Raw genomic sequence first — 15,015 nt, forward strand, 5'->3', positions numbered from 1 at the left:
GCAACCGACATTATTCGGCGGGCCTACCGCAGACATTCGGAGAACTCACAAGACCCGGATGTCCCACAAGCGGATGCACCACCGAAGACGGGATCTTGTCGACCGCACGCACTGTCGGATCGCCGCGATCCGCTGCAGTGTGCCCACCGCTGAGCGCAGAAGAGTCGGGCAGCGGCTCGCAAGCGTTGGCGGCAGAAAGAATGCGGTCAGGTCAGGAGATCGCGGACGACGCCGTCGGCGAGCAGTCGGCCGCGGTCGGTGAGGATCAGCCGATTGCTGGACCGAATTGCCAGGCCGTCTGCGATGATTCGGTCTGCGGCGGCGGATTCCGCTGGGGCCAGTTCGTTCAGCGGTAGGCCGGTGCGCAAACGGACGGTGAGCATGATGCGTTCGGTGTGCTGTTCGTCGGCGGTGAGGGTTTCCCAGCCTGCCGCGGGCAGTCCGCCGCGAGCGACCGTATCGGCATAGCGCGCCGGGTGTTTGACATTCCACCAGCGGACACCACCGACATGACTGTGTGCACCGGGGCCAGCGCCGAGCCAGTCACCGCCGTCCCAGTAGCCCAGGTTGTGGCGGCAGCGGGCGGCATCGCTTGCGGCCCAATTGGATACCTCGTACCAGGCCAGGCCCGCCGCGCTCAGCCGGGAGTCGATGCGCTCATACCTGGCGGCGAGCACATCGTCATCGGGGGCGGGCAGTTCACCGCGGCGGACGCGGCGCGCCAGGGCGGTGCCGTCCTCGACGATGAGCGAGTACGCCGAGACGTGATCGACGCCCGCACTCAGCACCGCGTCCAAACTCGCGTCGAGATCGCCGTCGCGCTCGCCGGGGGTGCCGTAGATCAGGTCCAGGTTCACATGGTCGAATCCGGCGGCGCGCGCTTCCCGCGCCGCGGCGACGGCCCGGCCCGGCGTATGGGTCCGATCCAGCACCTTCAGCACATGCTCGGCGGCGGACTGCATCCCCAGCGACACCCGGGTGAACCCGGCCGCACGGATCCGCTCGAAGAACTCCGGCGACGTCGACTCCGGGTTGGATTCGGTGGTCACCTCGGCATCGGCGGCGAGGGTGAAATGCGCGCGCACCGCGGCCAGCACGGCGGCCAAACCGTCACCGCCGAGCAGCGACGGCGTGCCACCGCCGACGAAGATCGTCGCCACCTCAGGCGTCGCCGTCGGCAGCGCCGCGAACCGCTCGGCCGCCGTCGCCAATTCACCGCGCAGCGCGTCCAGCCAGGACTGTGGTGACGCCGACGTGCCCAACTCCCCGGCGGTGTAGGTGTTGAAATCGCAGTACCCACAGCGTGTCGCACAGAACGGCACGTGGATATAGATCCCGAACGGCCCGCCCCCGAAGTCGCGCAGCACGAGGGCTGGCGTCTCGGCTTCGATCGGGGCAGCAGAACTCACCCCACCATTTTGATTCCTCCCCCGCCTGAAGCTGAAGGCGGGGGCTTCCTGGCTCGAGGAGCGCTCAGCGAGCGCCCCGGTGGCGGCGCCCCGATCAGCATTTCGAGCGGCCCAGCCACACGTGTGAACCGGGACCGCGTCGGGCGCAGAGTCGACGCGCTTCTCCTCGCCCTGAAGGACGAGGTATTCACGCTATGCCCGCCGCTCCCCTGAGCCGATGCGAGTGGGTTCAGTCGGCGACGACGGTGTTCTGGTTCGCGGTGAGCAGCCAGCGGCCGCTTTCCTTGGACATGACGTACATGGGCGACCCCTGCCCGGACAGCTGCCCGTCACCGTCGAAATAGCGCTGGACCACCTTGACCGCGGCGACATCCGGGCGGATGAACAGCACATGTTCGACCTCGTAGGTCGCGGTGCCGTTGCGCATCGCACCCGGCAGCACCTGGGCGGTGAATTCGGCGATGGCCGCACGGCCGAACAGCCGCTTACCGCCACCGGTGGTCCAGATCGCGTCTTCGCGGAACAGGCCGACGAATTCGTCGACGAGTTCGTTCTGCTGTGAGTGCTGGATGGTGGCGACGACCTCGCGGATAGCGTCGAGGTCGGTATCGGTGGCGGCAGCTGTGGTACTCATGGCACAGAGCTTGCAACCTCGACGTAGCTCGAGGTCAATGTGCCGTGAGACGGGTCACCTACGATGATCATGACGAATCATGCGACGCATTCAGCCCGCTAACTATGACCACCATCACAATCCGCACCGGCGGTCCAGGGAATTTCCCTCGATTTCGCGGGAAATACGGCCTCGCGGTCGGAACGGCCATCCTGACGTGGCACAATAGGCGCATGCGCGGATCTGGAGTACGACTTGTGGCACGTCGCCACGTCGACTACAAGCGCGTATGCAGCGCCTGCTGTCTGCCCGGTTCCTCCCGGTAGCTCAGCGGCGCCCATTCCCGGATTTCCCGGTCATCTCCCGATTCCGATGGACATCGGCCCGCTGACACCGCAGGCGTGAGTCAGCCCCTCACGCTCTCAGCACGGATGTACCCCCACCCAGCAGGAGCGACCCCATGACGTCGAGCACCGACGCCGGTCACCCGGATCAGCCCGGTTCCGGGCCGCACGCGCGCCCGCAGCGCCCGGCCGCCGAGCGGCGCGTCCGCCCGGACCGTCCCCGCAGCGAGGCGCCGACCGGCCCGCGTGCCCGCACCGGTAAGCCGGTGCGCCGCAAGGCCGAGGGCCAGTGGGCGCTCGGCTACCGCGAGCCGCTGAACCCGAACGAGCAGTCCAAGAAGGACGACAACCCGCTCAACGTCCGGGCCCGGATCGAGAACATCTATTCCAAACAGGGTTTCGACAGCATCGACAAGGGCGATCTGCGCGGCCGGTTCCGCTGGTGGGGTCTCTACACCCAGCGCGAACAGGGCTATGACGGCACCTGGACCGGTGACGAGAACATCGACATTCTCGAGGCCAGGTACTTCATGATGCGCATCCGCTGCGATGCGGGCGCGCTGAATGTCGCACAGCTGAAGACCCTCGGCCAGATCTCCACCGAGTTCGCCCGCGATACCGCCGACCTGTCCGATCGCGAGAACGTCCAGTACCACTGGATCGAGGTGGAGAACGTCCCTGAGATCTGGAAGCGGATCGAGGCCGTCGGTCTTAAGACCACCGAAGCATGCGGCGACTGCCCGCGCGTGGTGCTCGGTTCGCCGCTGGCCGGTGAATCGCTGAACGAGATCATCGATCCGACGCCCGCGATCGATGAGATCGTGCGCCGCTACATCGGCAAGAAGGAGTACTCCAACCTGCCGCGCAAATTCAAGACCGCGATCTCGGGCCAGCAGGATGTGGTGCACGAGATCAATGACGTCGCGTTCGTCGGAGTGAATCACCCGGAACACGGTCCCGGTCTGGATCTGTGGGTCGGCGGCGGTCTGTCGACGAATCCGATGCTGGCCCAGCGCGTCGGCGTGTGGGTGCCGCTGGACGAGGTGCCCGATGTATGGGAAGCCGTCGTCTCGCTGTTCCGCGATTACGGCTACCGTCGCCTGCGCACCAAGGCGCGGCTGAAGTTCCTGATCAAGGACTGGGGCATCGAAAAGTTCCGTCAGGTGCTCGAGGACGAGTTCCTGAAGCGCAAGCTGATCGACGGTCCGGCGCCGGAGCAGCCCAAGAAGCCGATCGATCACGTCGGCGTGCAGAAGCTGCGCAACGGGCTCAATGCGATCGGCTTCTCCCCCATCGCGGGCCGGGTGTCGGGCACCGTCTTGACCAAGGTCGCCGAGGCGGCGGAAAAGTACGGCTCGGACCGCATCCGGTTCACCCCCTATCAGAAGCTGATCATTCTCGATATCGCCGACGATAAGGTCGACGCGCTGATCGACGAACTGGAACCCCTTGGCCTACAGGCACGTCCGTCGCTGTGGCGCCGGAACCTGATGGCCTGCTCGGGCATCGAATTCTGCAAGCTCTCCTTCGCCGAGACCCGCAAGCGCTCCCAGGCGCTGGTGCCGGAGCTGGAGGAGCGGCTCGCCGATCTCAATGCGCAGCTGGATGTTCCGGTGACCATCAATATCAATGGCTGCCCGAACTCCTGCGCGCGTGCGCAGATCGCCGATATCGGTTTCAAGGGTCAGCTGATCGATGACGGCGCCGGGAATCACGTCGAGGGTTTCCAGGTTCATCTCGGTGGCAGCCTCGGCTTCGACAGCGCCTTTGGTCGCAAACTGCGTCAGCACAAGGTGACCACCGACGAGCTCGGTGACTACATCGAGCGGGTGGTGCGCAACTTCATCAAGCACCGCGAGGACGGCGAGCGGTTCGCCCAATGGGCCGTTCGCGCCGACGATGCCGACCTCAGGTGAACGGGAGACCAAGCGTGACAACAGATCAAGTAACGGCGGACCTGCCCGCGAAGCTGTCCGAAGACGAGTTGCGGGCGATCGCCGAAAAGGGCGCGGCCGAACTCGGGTCCGACGCTTCGGCAGCGGAGCTGCTGCAATGGACCGAGGACACCTTCGGCACCGGCTACATCGTCGCCTCGAATATGCAGGACGGTGTGCTGGTTCACCTTGCCGCCCAAGTGCATTCGGGCGTGGACGTGCTGTTCCTGGACACCGGCTACCACTTCGCCGAGACCATCGGCACCCGCGATGCGGCGGAGGCCGTGTACGGCGTGAATGTGATCAATGTGCGGCCGGAAAACACGGTGGCCGAACAGGATCAGCTGCTCGGCAAGGATTTGTTCGCGCGTGACGCCGCTGAATGCTGCCGGTTGCGCAAGGTTGTACCGCTGCAGCGCTCGCTCGTCGGCTACAACGCCTGGGTCACCGGTATCCGCCGGGTGGAGGCCCCGACTCGGGCCAACGCCCCGCTCATCTCGTTCGACGAGGCGTTCGGACTGGTGAAGATCAACCCGATCGCCGCCTGGTCCGACGACGAGATGCAGGCCTATATCGAACAGCACGGCATCCTCGTCAATCCCCTGGTGGAGGAGGGATATCCGTCCATCGGCTGCGCTCCGTGCACACGGAAGCCGGAGCCGGGATCCGATCCGCGAAGCGGCCGCTGGGCTGGCCTCGCCAAGACCGAATGCGGGTTACACACCGCATGACCGAGTCAGGGCCCGGAGGAGGCAGCCTACGTAACCACGTAGGGCCCCTCGGGCATGCGAAGAAGGACACGGCATGACCGAGACCATCAGCACACGTTCCCTTGGTATCACCGATTTCGACACCCTCGCGGCGCTCGAATCGGAATCGATCCATATCTTCCGTGAGGTGGCGGGCGAATTCGAGCGGCCGGTGATCCTGTTCTCCGGCGGCAAGGATTCCACCGTGCTGCTGCATCTGGCGCTCAAGGCCTTCTGGCCCGCACCGCTGCCGTTCGCACTGCTGCACGTCGACACCGGGCACAACCTGCCCGAGGTGCTGGAGTTCCGCGACAAGGTGGTCGAGAAGTACGGCCTGCGACTGCATGTCGCGAAGGTCGAGGACTACCTCGCCGACGGTCGCCTGACCGAGCGCCCGGACGGTATCCGCAATCCGCTGCAGACCGTTCCGCTGCTGGACGCCATTGCCGAACACCGCTTCGACGCGGTCTTCGGCGGCGGCCGCCGCGATGAGGAGCGTTCGCGCGCCAAGGAGCGGATCTTCTCACTGCGCAACGCCTTCGGGCAGTGGGATCCGAAGCGGCAGCGGCCCGAACTGTGGAACCTGTACAACGGCAAGCACGCTCCGGGCGAGCATGTGCGGGTATTCCCGCTGAGCAACTGGACCGAACTCGATATCTGGCGCTACATCGCCCGCGAGGATGTCGACCTGGCGAGCATCTACTACTCGCACGAACGTCCGGTGTACCAGCGTGACGGCATGTGGATGACGCCCGGTGTCTGGGGCGGTCCGCGCGACGGTGAGGTGCTGCAGACCCGTTCGGTGCGCTATCGCACCGTCGGCGACGGATCCTCCACCGGCGCAATACTTTCCGACGCGGCCGATAACGAGGCGATTCTCGCCGAGGTGGCCGCGTCCCGTTTGACCGAACGCGGCGCGACCCGTGGCGACGACCGAGTGTCCGAAGCCGCCATGGAAGACCGCAAACGAGAGGGTTATTTCTGATATGTCCGACCTATTGAGGCTGGCCACCGCCGGTTCTGTCGACGACGGTAAGTCCACCCTGGTCGGACGGCTGCTCTACGACACGAAATCCGTACTGGCCGACCAGATCGACGCCGTCACCCGCGCATCGGTCGACAAGGGCCTTGCCACACCGGATCTTTCGCTGCTCGTCGACGGGCTGCGCGCGGAACGCGAACAGGGCATCACCATCGATGTCGCCTACCGCTACTTCGCCACGCCCAAGCGGTCTTTCGTGCTCGCGGACACCCCCGGGCATGTGCAGTACACCCGCAATACCGTCTCCGGCGCCTCCACCGCGCAGCTGGTGATCCTGCTGGTCGACGCGCGCAAGGGGGTCATCGAGCAGACCCGTCGGCATGCCGCGGTGCTCGCGCTGCTCGGTGTGCCGAAGCTGGTACTCGCGGTCAACAAGATCGACCTGGTGGACGATCCGGCGACCGTCTTCGCGCAGATCTCGGCCGAATTCAACACCCTCACCAGCACGCTCGGCTGGTCGAGCGAGGACGTGCTGGGGATTCCGGTCTCCGCGCTGCACGGTGACAATATCGCGTCGCGTTCGGAGAACACCCCGTACTACGACGGGCCGTCGCTGATCGAGCACCTGGAATCGGTGCCCGTCGATGCCGACAGCTCGGGCGCGCACGCGATCGGTCTGCGCTTTCCGGTGCAGTATGTGATCCGGCCGCGCACCGCCGAATATCCGGACTACCGCGGCTATGCGGGCCAGATCGCGGCGGGCTCGGTTTCGCCCGGCGATGAGATCGTGGTACTTCCCTCGGGCATTCGCTCCACCGTCGAGCGCGTCGATACGCCCGATGGTGAACTCGCCGTCGCGCAGGTCGGCCGCAGCGTCACGCTGATCCTGGCCGACGATGTGGACATCTCGCGCGGCGACATCATCGCCTCGCCCACCGATGCGCCGGAGCCGATCGACTCGTTCGACGCGACCGTCTGCTGGCTCGGCGATAAGCCGCTGCGGCCCGGTGCGCGCCTGTGGCTCAAGCACGGCACGCGCACCACGCAGGCCATTGTCGGTGCGCTGGTCGAGCGGTTCGACGAGCAGAACCTGACCGCGGCACCGAATCCGGAGTCGTTGGAGCTCAACGATATCGGCCGGATCTCGGTGCGCGTCGCCGAACCCATCGCGGCCGATGACTACCGCGTCAACCGGCATACCGGCAGCTTCCTGCTCATCGATCCGGCCGGTGGCAATACGCTGGCCGCCGGTCTGGTCGGCGATGTGCTGACCGCCGTCGAGGTCGGAGCCTGAGATGACTTCGCCCGGCGGAATTGGTTCGATTGCTCGGTTGCCGAGCAATCGATCGATGTGGGCGGAGCTCGAACAGCTTCAGTCCGGGCCGGACCGCGGCGACCGACGGCCCGTATTGATCGCAGTTGCGCACGGCAGTCGTGATCCGCGCTCGGCCGAGACGATGTCGGCCGTGGTCGAGGACATCGCAGCGGCCAGGCCCGATCTCGACGTCCGACTCGCCTTCCTCGACCTGAATGCGCCCTCAGTGGAACAGGTCGTGGATGCCGTTGCCGCACAGCGATATACACATGCGGTGGTGACTCCGCTGCTGCTCGGCAGTGCCTTCCACGCCCGCGTAGACCTGCCCGCAATGCTCGCTGCCGCCCGTACCCGGCACCCGCAGCTGCGCCTGACGCAAGCCGAGGTGCTCGGGCCGGATCCGCAGCTGATCGAGGCACTGCGGGATCGCGTGCTCGGCGCGATGGTCGAGCGCGCTGGCGATACCGATCGCATCCCTGGTCGGCAAGCGTGCGGTCGCAATGACCGGATCGGGATCGCCGTCGCAGCGGTGGGGTCGTCGTCCCCGGCAGCAAACGTGCGCACGGCCGGGGTTGCCCGCCGACTCGCAGCTTTGACCGGATGGCGTACCGAGATCTGCTTTGCAACCACCGAACCGACTGTCACACAGGCGATTTCTCGACTGCACGCGCGCGGGGCCGATCGCGTGCTCATCGCGCCCTGGTTCCTCGCACCCGGACTTCTCACCGATCGCCTCATCGCCGCCGCGACCGAGCTCGTCCACGCGGACGTTATCGGGCCGCATCCGGCGCTCGCCGACGTAGTGTGGGATCGCTACGATGCCGCGATCGCGACCGACATGGCGCTGTCCGCCTGAGCACGCGCGGACGAATTCGATTCCGGTTCCGGATTCTCGGCCTCGAACACGGATCTCACGGTGGCGGGGTCGCGGTCAGAAAACGTCCTCCCACAGGTGCGACATCAATACCAGGTAGCGCTCACGCGACGACCGCCCGAATCTCGTCCCCACGTTGCTCAACGCTCACACCACTTCCTGAATCGGCTGGCGGGGACGGTTTTTCGGCGTTATGCCGCGGTCTCCCCGTCCGAGAACGATAGACGTTACGACCGCGCGCTCGCCGCATACGATTTCGGGCGTTACGGGGGTCGCCGTCAGCCGACCGCGGGCGGCGTCGGACTGCTGACGCCGCCCACGTTCTGGACAGCGAGTCGGTCACTCACCGATCACTTGGGTGACATCGCCGCAGCGGACTACCTCATCACCCTTCGCACCGGCATCGACGATGAGCTCGATCTTGTCGTCGTTGCAGGGCGAGTTGCTCTGGCGGTAGATGGTGAGTTTGCGGGCTACTTCGCAGCGGTTGTGGTAGTAGACGGTGGTTGTGAAGGTGCCGGGCTCGTACGAATAAGAGAAGCAACCGCTTTCGCCGCGTTCGGCGGAGGCGGTGGCGGCGGTGGCGGCGGTGCCTCCGATCGAGGCGGCGGCAATGGCGATTCCCGCGAGGAGCCTGTTCGTCTTACGCATGATGACCTTTCTGGCTCACTGGCAGTGCACGTTGAAGATCTGCCACTTGTCGTCGCCGATGATTCCGCCCCAGTCGATGCAGCGCCCCTTCGCCGAAACGTAAACCGGCCCTGCGAATTCGGTGAACTGGCCCTCGTCGATGGTCACGTCCTTCTTGCCTTCGGACAATTCCAGTCCGGCCGCCATGCGCACCGCGGCACCCGGCTGGTCCCGCACGGTGACGACGCAGTTCTTCTCGCCGTTATAGGTGAGGAAGATCGTGCCGCCACGCAGATCGTGGGTATCGATCACGTTGTATCCGGCACCGCATTGATTGCCATACGTCGCCGCCGCGGCGGTACCGGGCACGAAAAACGCTGCTCCGGCGGCAATTCCGGCCGCGGCCACACCGGACGCGACAATCTTCAGTGCGTTGCTCACGCAGTACTCCTCTATCGCTGTGATCGTGAGACCACGATGCTAGGGGCGGTCGGCGGGCTCCAATTGCCGGTGAGCGCAGCAAAATTGTCGCTGAGCGCAACGTCGATGGTGTCCTGTACCACGTTTAGCGCGAAGCGGCTGAGCCACTCTATGGAGGCGCAAGACCAACCAATATGTGGCGTGCCGATAGATAGCGATGGGCGGAAGATGATGCCGATGAAAGATGGGGTCGACCTGTTCGAGACCGGCACCACCAGCGCCGTCGCGCCACATGAGCGCACCGACTACTGGGGCGAACTGATCCAGCTGTGCCACTGCCGACGCGTGGGCTTCGCATTCCCCCGCCTGAGCGACTTCCGAGGACGGGTGGCGCTGCGCCGCACGGACAATTACCAAATCGTCGCCTGGCAGGCCGATATCGTCACCTATTACCGCACTGCCAAACATGTGCGCGAAGACGCCGACGGGGACTATCGGCTGATGCTGCCGACGACTGGACAGCTCACCATCTGGCAGGACGACCAGCACGTTCCCATGACGCCCGGCATCGGCGGCCTGATGACCATCGACCAACCATTCGCAATCACCCAGGTCAGCGGCACCGAGGGCCTGACCATGACCATCCCGAGGGGCGAGATCGACCACCGCCTCGGCCGCGCCGCGCCGCGCGCACCGCTGGTGGACCTCACCTCGGGGCTCGGACGGGTGGTCGCCGACCTCGCCACCAGCTTGGCCGCCGAACGCGACACCCTCACCCATGGCCAGTTCGACGCGGTATCCGAGCGGCTGGTCGAGCTGCTGTGCATGCATATCGTCGGCGACCACCCCACCGAACACCGTCATCTCACCGATGTGGAATCCCGAGTCCGCCACTACATCCGCACCAATGCCCACGACCCCGAACTGACCCCGGCCGCCGTCGCCCGCGCCCTCGGCTGGTCGCTGCGCCAGGTCCAACTCGCACTGCAACACGGCGGCACCACACCCCGCGAGCTCATCAAGGAAGAACGCCTGCGACTCGCCCACGCCCGGCTGCGGAATCCGGCGTATCACCACTGGAGCATCGCCACCCTCGCCGCCGGACTCGGCTTCAGCTCCGCCAGCTCCTTCAGCACCGCCTTCCGCCGCCGCTTCGGCGCGACCCCTCGCGATATCCGCCGATCCTGACCCGGCCCCGATGAAGGCGCTGTAATCGGTTGCACTGCAGAGCTATTGCGCTTCAGGCGAGCAGGCCGTCGACAATGGCACGTGCGGTGGTGACGCCGCGGTCATCGCCCATTTGCTGAGCGGTATTGGCGGCACTGAGCAGGGCGTCCAGTTCGAAGGCAACTGCTTCGGGGGTGCGGCCGTTGAGATGCCCCTCGTCTTGGGCATGGCGAATCTGTTCGGCCAGGAAGGTAAGCCAGTCGGCATGGTCCTCGGCAATGACGTCGCGGACGTGGCCCGGTTTGCTGTCGAACTCGGCAATGGTCGCGACACGGAAGCAGCCGCCGGGGAAGGTCGGGTCGGTGATGTGGTCGAACCAGCGGTCCATGAGAGCGCGCAGGCGGGTCAGGCCGCCCGGTTCGGTCATGGCGGGAGCAATGACGCGCTCGATGAAGGCCTCGCGGGCGGACTTCACCGCCGCCACCTGCAGCGCCTCCTTGGTGCCGAACAGGGTGGCGATGCCGCTCTTGCTGATGCCGAGATCGATGGCCAACCTCCCGATACTCAGGCCGGTCAGCCCCTCGACGGAGGCGAGATCGGCGGCGCGTCTGGCGATCGATGCCCGCGATCGCGCCCCCTTCGCCAAGCGTTGGTCCTGCTCAGGGGCGCTCGTCGACTCGGCCATGACCACATTCTTCCATTCAGCGCTTGCAAATACGAACGTACGGTCGTACGTTAATTGCACGAACGATCGTACGTTTTGTTTGCTGCTCCTGCCGAAGGATCTCCCCATGACCGAAGTGTCCACGCGGACCGATAGTCCGCCGACCGCGAAAGCCGCCGTGCGAACGCTCGTAATCGCCTGCGGCGCGGCGTTTATCGCCTTTCTCGACCTCTCCGTTGTCAATATCGCCTTTCCATCCATCGCGCGTGACTTCCCCGATACCGCGACGACCACGCTCACCTGGGTCGTCAGCGGATATGCGATCGCCTTCGCGGCCCTGCTCACCCCGGCGGGCCGGTTCGCCGACACCCTCGGACGACGCAGGCTGTTCCTGATCGCACTGGCGGGTTTCGCGCTGACCTCCCTGCTGTGCGGGCTGGCGCCCACCGCGGGTTGGCTCATCGCCGGCCGTCTGCTGCAAGGTGCGACGGCGGCGCTGATGGTGCCGTCCGCGCTGGGACTGGTGCTCAGCGTCACGCCGCGCGAGAAGATCGGCGCGGCCATCGGAGCCTGGTCTGCCGCAGGCGGTTTCGCCGCCGTGGTGGGTCCGGCGATCGGTGGTGCGCTGGTCGAGGCGTTCGGCTGGCGGGCGGTATTCGTGATCAATATTCCGGTGGCGATCCTGCTGATCGCGCCGGGGCTGCGCATTCCGGTGCCCGATACCCGACAGCCGGGCAGTGCGCTGCCCGACCCGCTCGGGACCGCCGCCATCGCCCTTGGCCTCGGCGGTCTGGTCGCCGGTGTCACCGAGGGCCAGCGGTGGGGCTGGACCGCGCCCGGTACGCTCGCCGCACTCGGCATCGGTGCGGTGCTGATCCTGGCGGCGCTGCTGCGTTCGGCGCGCCACCACAATCCGGCCATCGCGGTCGAGCTATGGCAGAGCAGGCCCTATGCGCTGGCCAATGCCGCCTCGTTCGTCTTCGGCGCGACCATGTTCGCCTGGTTGCTCGCCGGTCCGCTGTTCCTCGATGCGATCTGGCAGTATTCGGTGCTCGGTTCGGCGGCCGCGCTGACCGTGGGCGCGGTGTCCTCGATGGTGACCGCAACCATCGCCGGGCGCATCACGGCACCGACCACCCGGCGCTGGTTCGGTGTGCTCGGGGCGCTGATGTACACCGGCACCACCGTCTGGATGAGCACCGATTCCTTCGGCGCGACACCGGCCCTGTGGTCGGCCTGGGTGCCCGCCGGACTGCTCGGCGGCGGTGGTGTCGGGGTTGTCGTCACGGTCCTCGGTACGGCGGCCGCGAGTTCGCTTCCGCCGCAACGCTTCGCGGCGGGTATCGGAATGAATTTGACCGCCAGGCAGGTGGGCGGCGCGCTCGGTGTCGCGGTACTTGCCGCGGTATTCGCCGCCGATGCCGACGATGCGCTGGCCGCCTTCCATACGCTTTTCGCCGTCTGTGCGGGCATCGGCGCCGTGGCCGCGGTGGTAATGGCGATTCCGGCGCGCATCCCGGTTCCGCCCCTCGCCGTTCCCGCGCAGAACTAGGAGTTACCTTGACGCACAATGATATTCGCACCGAAGCCAGTGATCCGATGCTGCTGTCCGCCGCGGCGGCGCGCAACCTGCTGGCCGATGTCCCATGGCAGCGCTATGCGGTGCTGGGGGATTCGATCGCCCAGGGCGTCGGCGACCCGAGTCCCGGCTATGACACCGTCGGGTGGGCCGATCGCGTCGCCGCGGTACTGACGGCGACGAATCCCGCACTGGCATATCTGAATACCGGCCGCATCGGCGCGACATCCGCGCAGGTGATCGCCGACCAACTGCCACTGGTCCTCGAATTCGCCCCGGACCTGGTGCATCTGAGCTGCGGTGGAAACGATCTGTTCGTACCGGGCGGCAGCCTCGACGAGTTGCGCGCCAATCTCGACGCGCTGTTCGCCGCACTGGCCCGCAGCGGGGCCCAGATCAGCACATTCACCCTCGCCGATGTGTGGGAAGCGGAGCGGATGGCGCCGATGCGGCCGATGCGGGAGCGGATGTCGGCGCTCAATGACATCGTGCGCGAACTGGCCGTGCGCTATGACGCGATCCTGGTGGAGTTCTGGGATCATCCGCTGCGACTGCGCCCCGAGGTCATGAGCGAAGACCTCATTCACTTCACCATGAGCGGACATGCGGTGGTGGCCACCGAGATGGTCCGCGCATTGGCCGAACGTCTGCCTACGCGCGCACCGGCACGCTGACCGGCACCGGGCCGCGTCTGAGCAGATTTGCTCGGGGCGCGGCCCGGTGGTGTTCTTCTCAATAGACCCCGGTCAGGGCAGCACCTGCGGCACCGCATCCGGGTCGATGACGCCGACCAGGAGGCCGAAGACCGTGCCCCACAGCGCACCGGCGATCGCGCTGCTGATACCGCACGGAATCGCCATGACGATCAATCCGGGCAGGCACGCGGCAGCACCGAGAACTCCCGAACCGGCGGCTCCCGCGAGCGCGCCCGCGGCGGCTCCGTTGGCCAGCGGATCGTGATTCCCCGCATCCGGATTGGTTGCGACATTCTGCAGCGGGACCCCCGCCGCGACCGGCTCGAGGACCGGAGCCGACTCCGAGACCAGCTGCACTACCGCGGCCGGTGTCTGTTGCACAGGGGCGGTTCCCGGGTCGGCCGAAGCCACCCCGGCGAAGGTGACCGCCACTGCCAGCGGCAGCATTCCGGCGATCATCTTTCGGCCTGCGTTCTTGAAGGTCCGACGGACCATATGCTTACCCACTCCTCCCCGATCCCGAAACACTCGAACGCCGTATGAATCGACCGGCCGATTCATCGGGAACCAGCCGATCTCAGTTCATAGCGGACTGTTTATGTGATAGCAAGGAGGCGCGCACGGTGATCATTCGCTGTGCACGACTCGGTCTGTAAGACTCGTCCATCGCGCCCATCACTCGCCATATCGGTCGACGAGTTCAGCACCGAGGACGGCCAGTTCCGCCTGCACCGATCGCGGTGCGAGCACCTCGATTTCGGCGCCCCAGCCCGCCAATTGCTGCGCGATCATGCGCGGCGTCGGAGCGGTGACGCGGACCTGCATACGACCGTCGGCGACCGGGCCGTCCACCTCGCAGTGTCGGCCCTGCTGCTTGCGCAGGATCGGCAGGAGTCGCGGCGCGACGAGTGCGGTGGCCGAAGTTGCGGCGCGGCGTTGCTCGACCTCGCCGACCACCTCTTCCCATACTGTCGACAGATCGAAATCTGCTGGGCGATGGGCGATTTCGTCGGTGATCGCGGCATCCACGATGCGATCGACGCGGAAGGTGCGACGACCGCGATCGGTGCCGGCCACGAGGTACCAGACGGCATCCTTATCGACCAGGCCCCACGGGTCGACGCTGCGCTGGCTGCGCTCCCCTGCCCGCTCGTACTCCATGCGTACCTTGCGCCGTTCGACGACTGCGCGCTGCAGCAGATCCACGAGTTTCGGCCGCTGCTGATCGTGCTCACCCCAGCGCGCGGGATCGATGACCACCGCATCGGCCGCGGCCTGGGCATCGGTGCGGAATGTCTGCGGCAAGGCACGCACCAGCTTTCGCAATGCCGACTTCACCTCGGGCACTGCGCTCGCGGACGGTCCGGCCAGCAGGAACAGCGCGCGGGCCTCCGGTTCGGTCAGGCCGCTGAGATCGGTCCGCGCGCCGCCGACCAGCGACCAGCCGCCGCCGCGCCCCGGCTGCGGATAGACCGGAACACCCGCGGCCGACAGCGCTTCCAGATCGCGGCGCGCGGTCGCGACCGATACCTCGAGTTCGGCGGCGATCTCGGCGGCGGTCACCCGTCCCCGCGTCTGCATCAACAACAGGGTCGCCACCAATCGGTCCGCTCGCATGCGCACAATTCTGCCGAAAAAAG

The 15,015-nt window shown here is 66.4% G+C and carries 16 protein-coding genes; 9 read left to right on the forward strand and 7 right to left on the reverse strand.

What is annotated here, in order from left to right:
- Positions 1–206 precede the first annotated feature (206 nt).
- Together hemW and ABZW16_RS06445 are read right to left on the reverse strand one after the other, a co-directional pair.
- Positions 207–1,367, reverse strand: a complete 1,161-nt coding sequence (gene hemW, locus ABZW16_RS06440; protein WP_354952967.1) for a radical SAM family heme chaperone HemW — start codon at positions 1,365–1,367, stop codon at positions 207–209.
- Positions 1,368–1,638: 271 nt separating this feature from the next.
- Positions 1,639–2,043, reverse strand: a complete 405-nt coding sequence (locus ABZW16_RS06445) for an SgcJ/EcaC family oxidoreductase (protein ID WP_354952851.1) — start codon at positions 2,041–2,043, stop codon at positions 1,639–1,641.
- 212 nt (positions 2,044–2,255) lie between these two features.
- Here ABZW16_RS06445 and ABZW16_RS06450 point away from each other — a divergent pair, with 212 nt between their 5' ends.
- From ABZW16_RS06450 to ABZW16_RS06475, 6 genes are all read left to right on the forward strand, one after another.
- Positions 2,256–2,348: an Ms4527A family Cys-rich leader peptide gene (locus ABZW16_RS06450; protein ID WP_354952854.1), complete on the forward strand. Its 93-nt coding sequence runs from the start codon at positions 2,256–2,258 to the stop codon at positions 2,346–2,348.
- Positions 2,349–2,482: 134 nt separating this feature from the next.
- Complete coding sequence (locus tag ABZW16_RS06455) at positions 2,483–4,282, forward strand: nitrite/sulfite reductase (protein WP_354952856.1); 1,800 nt, start codon at positions 2,483–2,485, stop codon at positions 4,280–4,282.
- A gap of 14 nt (positions 4,283–4,296) precedes the next feature.
- Entirely contained in the window at positions 4,297–5,031 is a 735-nt protein-coding gene (locus ABZW16_RS06460) for a phosphoadenylyl-sulfate reductase (protein ID WP_354952858.1), read from the forward strand.
- A gap of 73 nt (positions 5,032–5,104) precedes the next feature.
- The gene (cysD, locus tag ABZW16_RS06465; RefSeq protein ID WP_354952860.1) at positions 5,105–6,034 is read left to right on the forward strand and encodes a sulfate adenylyltransferase subunit CysD; all 930 of its coding nucleotides are present in this window, start codon (positions 5,105–5,107) and stop codon (positions 6,032–6,034) included.
- 1 nt (position 6,035) lies between these two features.
- Positions 6,036–7,325, forward strand: a complete 1,290-nt coding sequence (locus tag ABZW16_RS06470; protein ID WP_354952862.1) for a GTP-binding protein — start codon at positions 6,036–6,038, stop codon at positions 7,323–7,325.
- A 55-nt stretch (positions 7,326–7,380) separates the two neighbouring features.
- A complete protein-coding gene (locus tag ABZW16_RS06475; RefSeq protein WP_354952864.1) occupies positions 7,381–8,202 on the forward strand; it encodes a sirohydrochlorin chelatase in 822 nt (273 codons plus the stop codon).
- 357 nt (positions 8,203–8,559) lie between these two features.
- Here ABZW16_RS06475 and ABZW16_RS06480 read toward each other — a convergent pair whose 3' ends face one another.
- Both ABZW16_RS06480 and ABZW16_RS06485 read right to left on the reverse strand, forming a co-directional pair.
- Positions 8,560–8,871: a hypothetical protein gene (locus ABZW16_RS06480; RefSeq protein ID WP_354952866.1), complete on the reverse strand. Its 312-nt coding sequence runs from the start codon at positions 8,869–8,871 to the stop codon at positions 8,560–8,562.
- Between the two features lie 15 nt (positions 8,872–8,886).
- Complete coding sequence (locus tag ABZW16_RS06485) at positions 8,887–9,291, reverse strand: spore-associated protein A (protein WP_354952868.1); 405 nt, start codon at positions 9,289–9,291, stop codon at positions 8,887–8,889.
- A gap of 216 nt (positions 9,292–9,507) precedes the next feature.
- Here ABZW16_RS06485 and ABZW16_RS06490 point away from each other — a divergent pair, with 216 nt between their 5' ends.
- Positions 9,508–10,458, forward strand: a complete 951-nt coding sequence (locus ABZW16_RS06490) for an AraC family transcriptional regulator (RefSeq protein ID WP_354952870.1) — start codon at positions 9,508–9,510, stop codon at positions 10,456–10,458.
- A 52-nt stretch (positions 10,459–10,510) separates the two neighbouring features.
- Here ABZW16_RS06490 and ABZW16_RS06495 read toward each other — a convergent pair whose 3' ends face one another.
- On the reverse strand, positions 10,511–11,122 hold the full coding sequence (locus ABZW16_RS06495) for a TetR/AcrR family transcriptional regulator (RefSeq protein ID WP_354952969.1): 612 nt from the start codon (positions 11,120–11,122) through the stop codon (positions 10,511–10,513).
- A 106-nt stretch (positions 11,123–11,228) separates the two neighbouring features.
- Here ABZW16_RS06495 and ABZW16_RS06500 point away from each other — a divergent pair, with 106 nt between their 5' ends.
- Both ABZW16_RS06500 and ABZW16_RS06505 read left to right on the forward strand, forming a co-directional pair.
- Positions 11,229–12,653 (forward strand): MFS transporter, encoded by a 1,425-nt coding sequence (locus ABZW16_RS06500; RefSeq protein WP_354952872.1) that lies wholly within the window; start codon positions 11,229–11,231, stop codon positions 12,651–12,653.
- An 8-nt stretch (positions 12,654–12,661) separates the two neighbouring features.
- Entirely contained in the window at positions 12,662–13,354 is a 693-nt protein-coding gene (locus ABZW16_RS06505; RefSeq protein WP_354952874.1) for an SGNH/GDSL hydrolase family protein, read from the forward strand.
- A 72-nt stretch (positions 13,355–13,426) separates the two neighbouring features.
- On the opposite strand, the gene ABZW16_RS06510 is transcribed toward ABZW16_RS06505, so the two are convergent.
- Both ABZW16_RS06510 and ABZW16_RS06515 read right to left on the reverse strand, forming a co-directional pair.
- Positions 13,427–13,870 carry a hypothetical protein gene (locus ABZW16_RS06510; protein ID WP_354952876.1) on the reverse strand — a complete coding sequence of 148 codons (444 nt, stop codon included), beginning with the start codon at positions 13,868–13,870 and terminating at the stop codon, positions 13,427–13,429.
- Between the two features lie 180 nt (positions 13,871–14,050).
- Entirely contained in the window at positions 14,051–14,992 is a 942-nt protein-coding gene (locus ABZW16_RS06515; protein WP_354952878.1) for a YafY family protein, read from the reverse strand.
- Positions 14,993–15,015: the final 23 nt, after the last annotated feature.

The organism is Nocardia sp. NPDC004604, assembly GCF_040609795.1.
GTDB lineage: Bacteria > Actinomycetota > Actinomycetes > Mycobacteriales > Mycobacteriaceae > Nocardia.

Bases quoted from the DNA above. Each gene is read 5' to 3' on its own strand.
- ABZW16_RS06445 (WP_354952851.1), bottom strand. From the start codon at position 2,043: ATGAGTACCACAGCTGCCGCCACCGATACCGACCTCGACGCTATCCGC.
- ABZW16_RS06450 (WP_354952854.1), top strand. From the start codon at position 2,256: ATGCGCGGATCTGGAGTACGACTTGTGGCACGTCGCCACGTCGACTAC.
- ABZW16_RS06455 (WP_354952856.1), top strand. From the start codon at position 2,483: ATGACGTCGAGCACCGACGCCGGTCACCCGGATCAGCCCGGTTCCGGG.
- cysD (WP_354952860.1), top strand. From the start codon at position 5,105: ATGACCGAGACCATCAGCACACGTTCCCTTGGTATCACCGATTTCGAC.
- ABZW16_RS06470 (WP_354952862.1), top strand. From the start codon at position 6,036: ATGTCCGACCTATTGAGGCTGGCCACCGCCGGTTCTGTCGACGACGGT.
- ABZW16_RS06475 (WP_354952864.1), top strand. From the start codon at position 7,381: ATGTGGGCGGAGCTCGAACAGCTTCAGTCCGGGCCGGACCGCGGCGAC.
- ABZW16_RS06480 (WP_354952866.1), bottom strand. From the start codon at position 8,871: ATGCGTAAGACGAACAGGCTCCTCGCGGGAATCGCCATTGCCGCCGCC.
- ABZW16_RS06490 (WP_354952870.1), top strand. From the start codon at position 9,508: ATGAAAGATGGGGTCGACCTGTTCGAGACCGGCACCACCAGCGCCGTC.
- ABZW16_RS06495 (WP_354952969.1), bottom strand. From the start codon at position 11,122: ATGGCCGAGTCGACGAGCGCCCCTGAGCAGGACCAACGCTTGGCGAAG.
- ABZW16_RS06500 (WP_354952872.1), top strand. From the start codon at position 11,229: ATGACCGAAGTGTCCACGCGGACCGATAGTCCGCCGACCGCGAAAGCC.
- ABZW16_RS06510 (WP_354952876.1), bottom strand. From the start codon at position 13,870: ATGGTCCGTCGGACCTTCAAGAACGCAGGCCGAAAGATGATCGCCGGA.
- ABZW16_RS06515 (WP_354952878.1), bottom strand. From the start codon at position 14,992: ATGCGAGCGGACCGATTGGTGGCGACCCTGTTGTTGATGCAGACGCGG.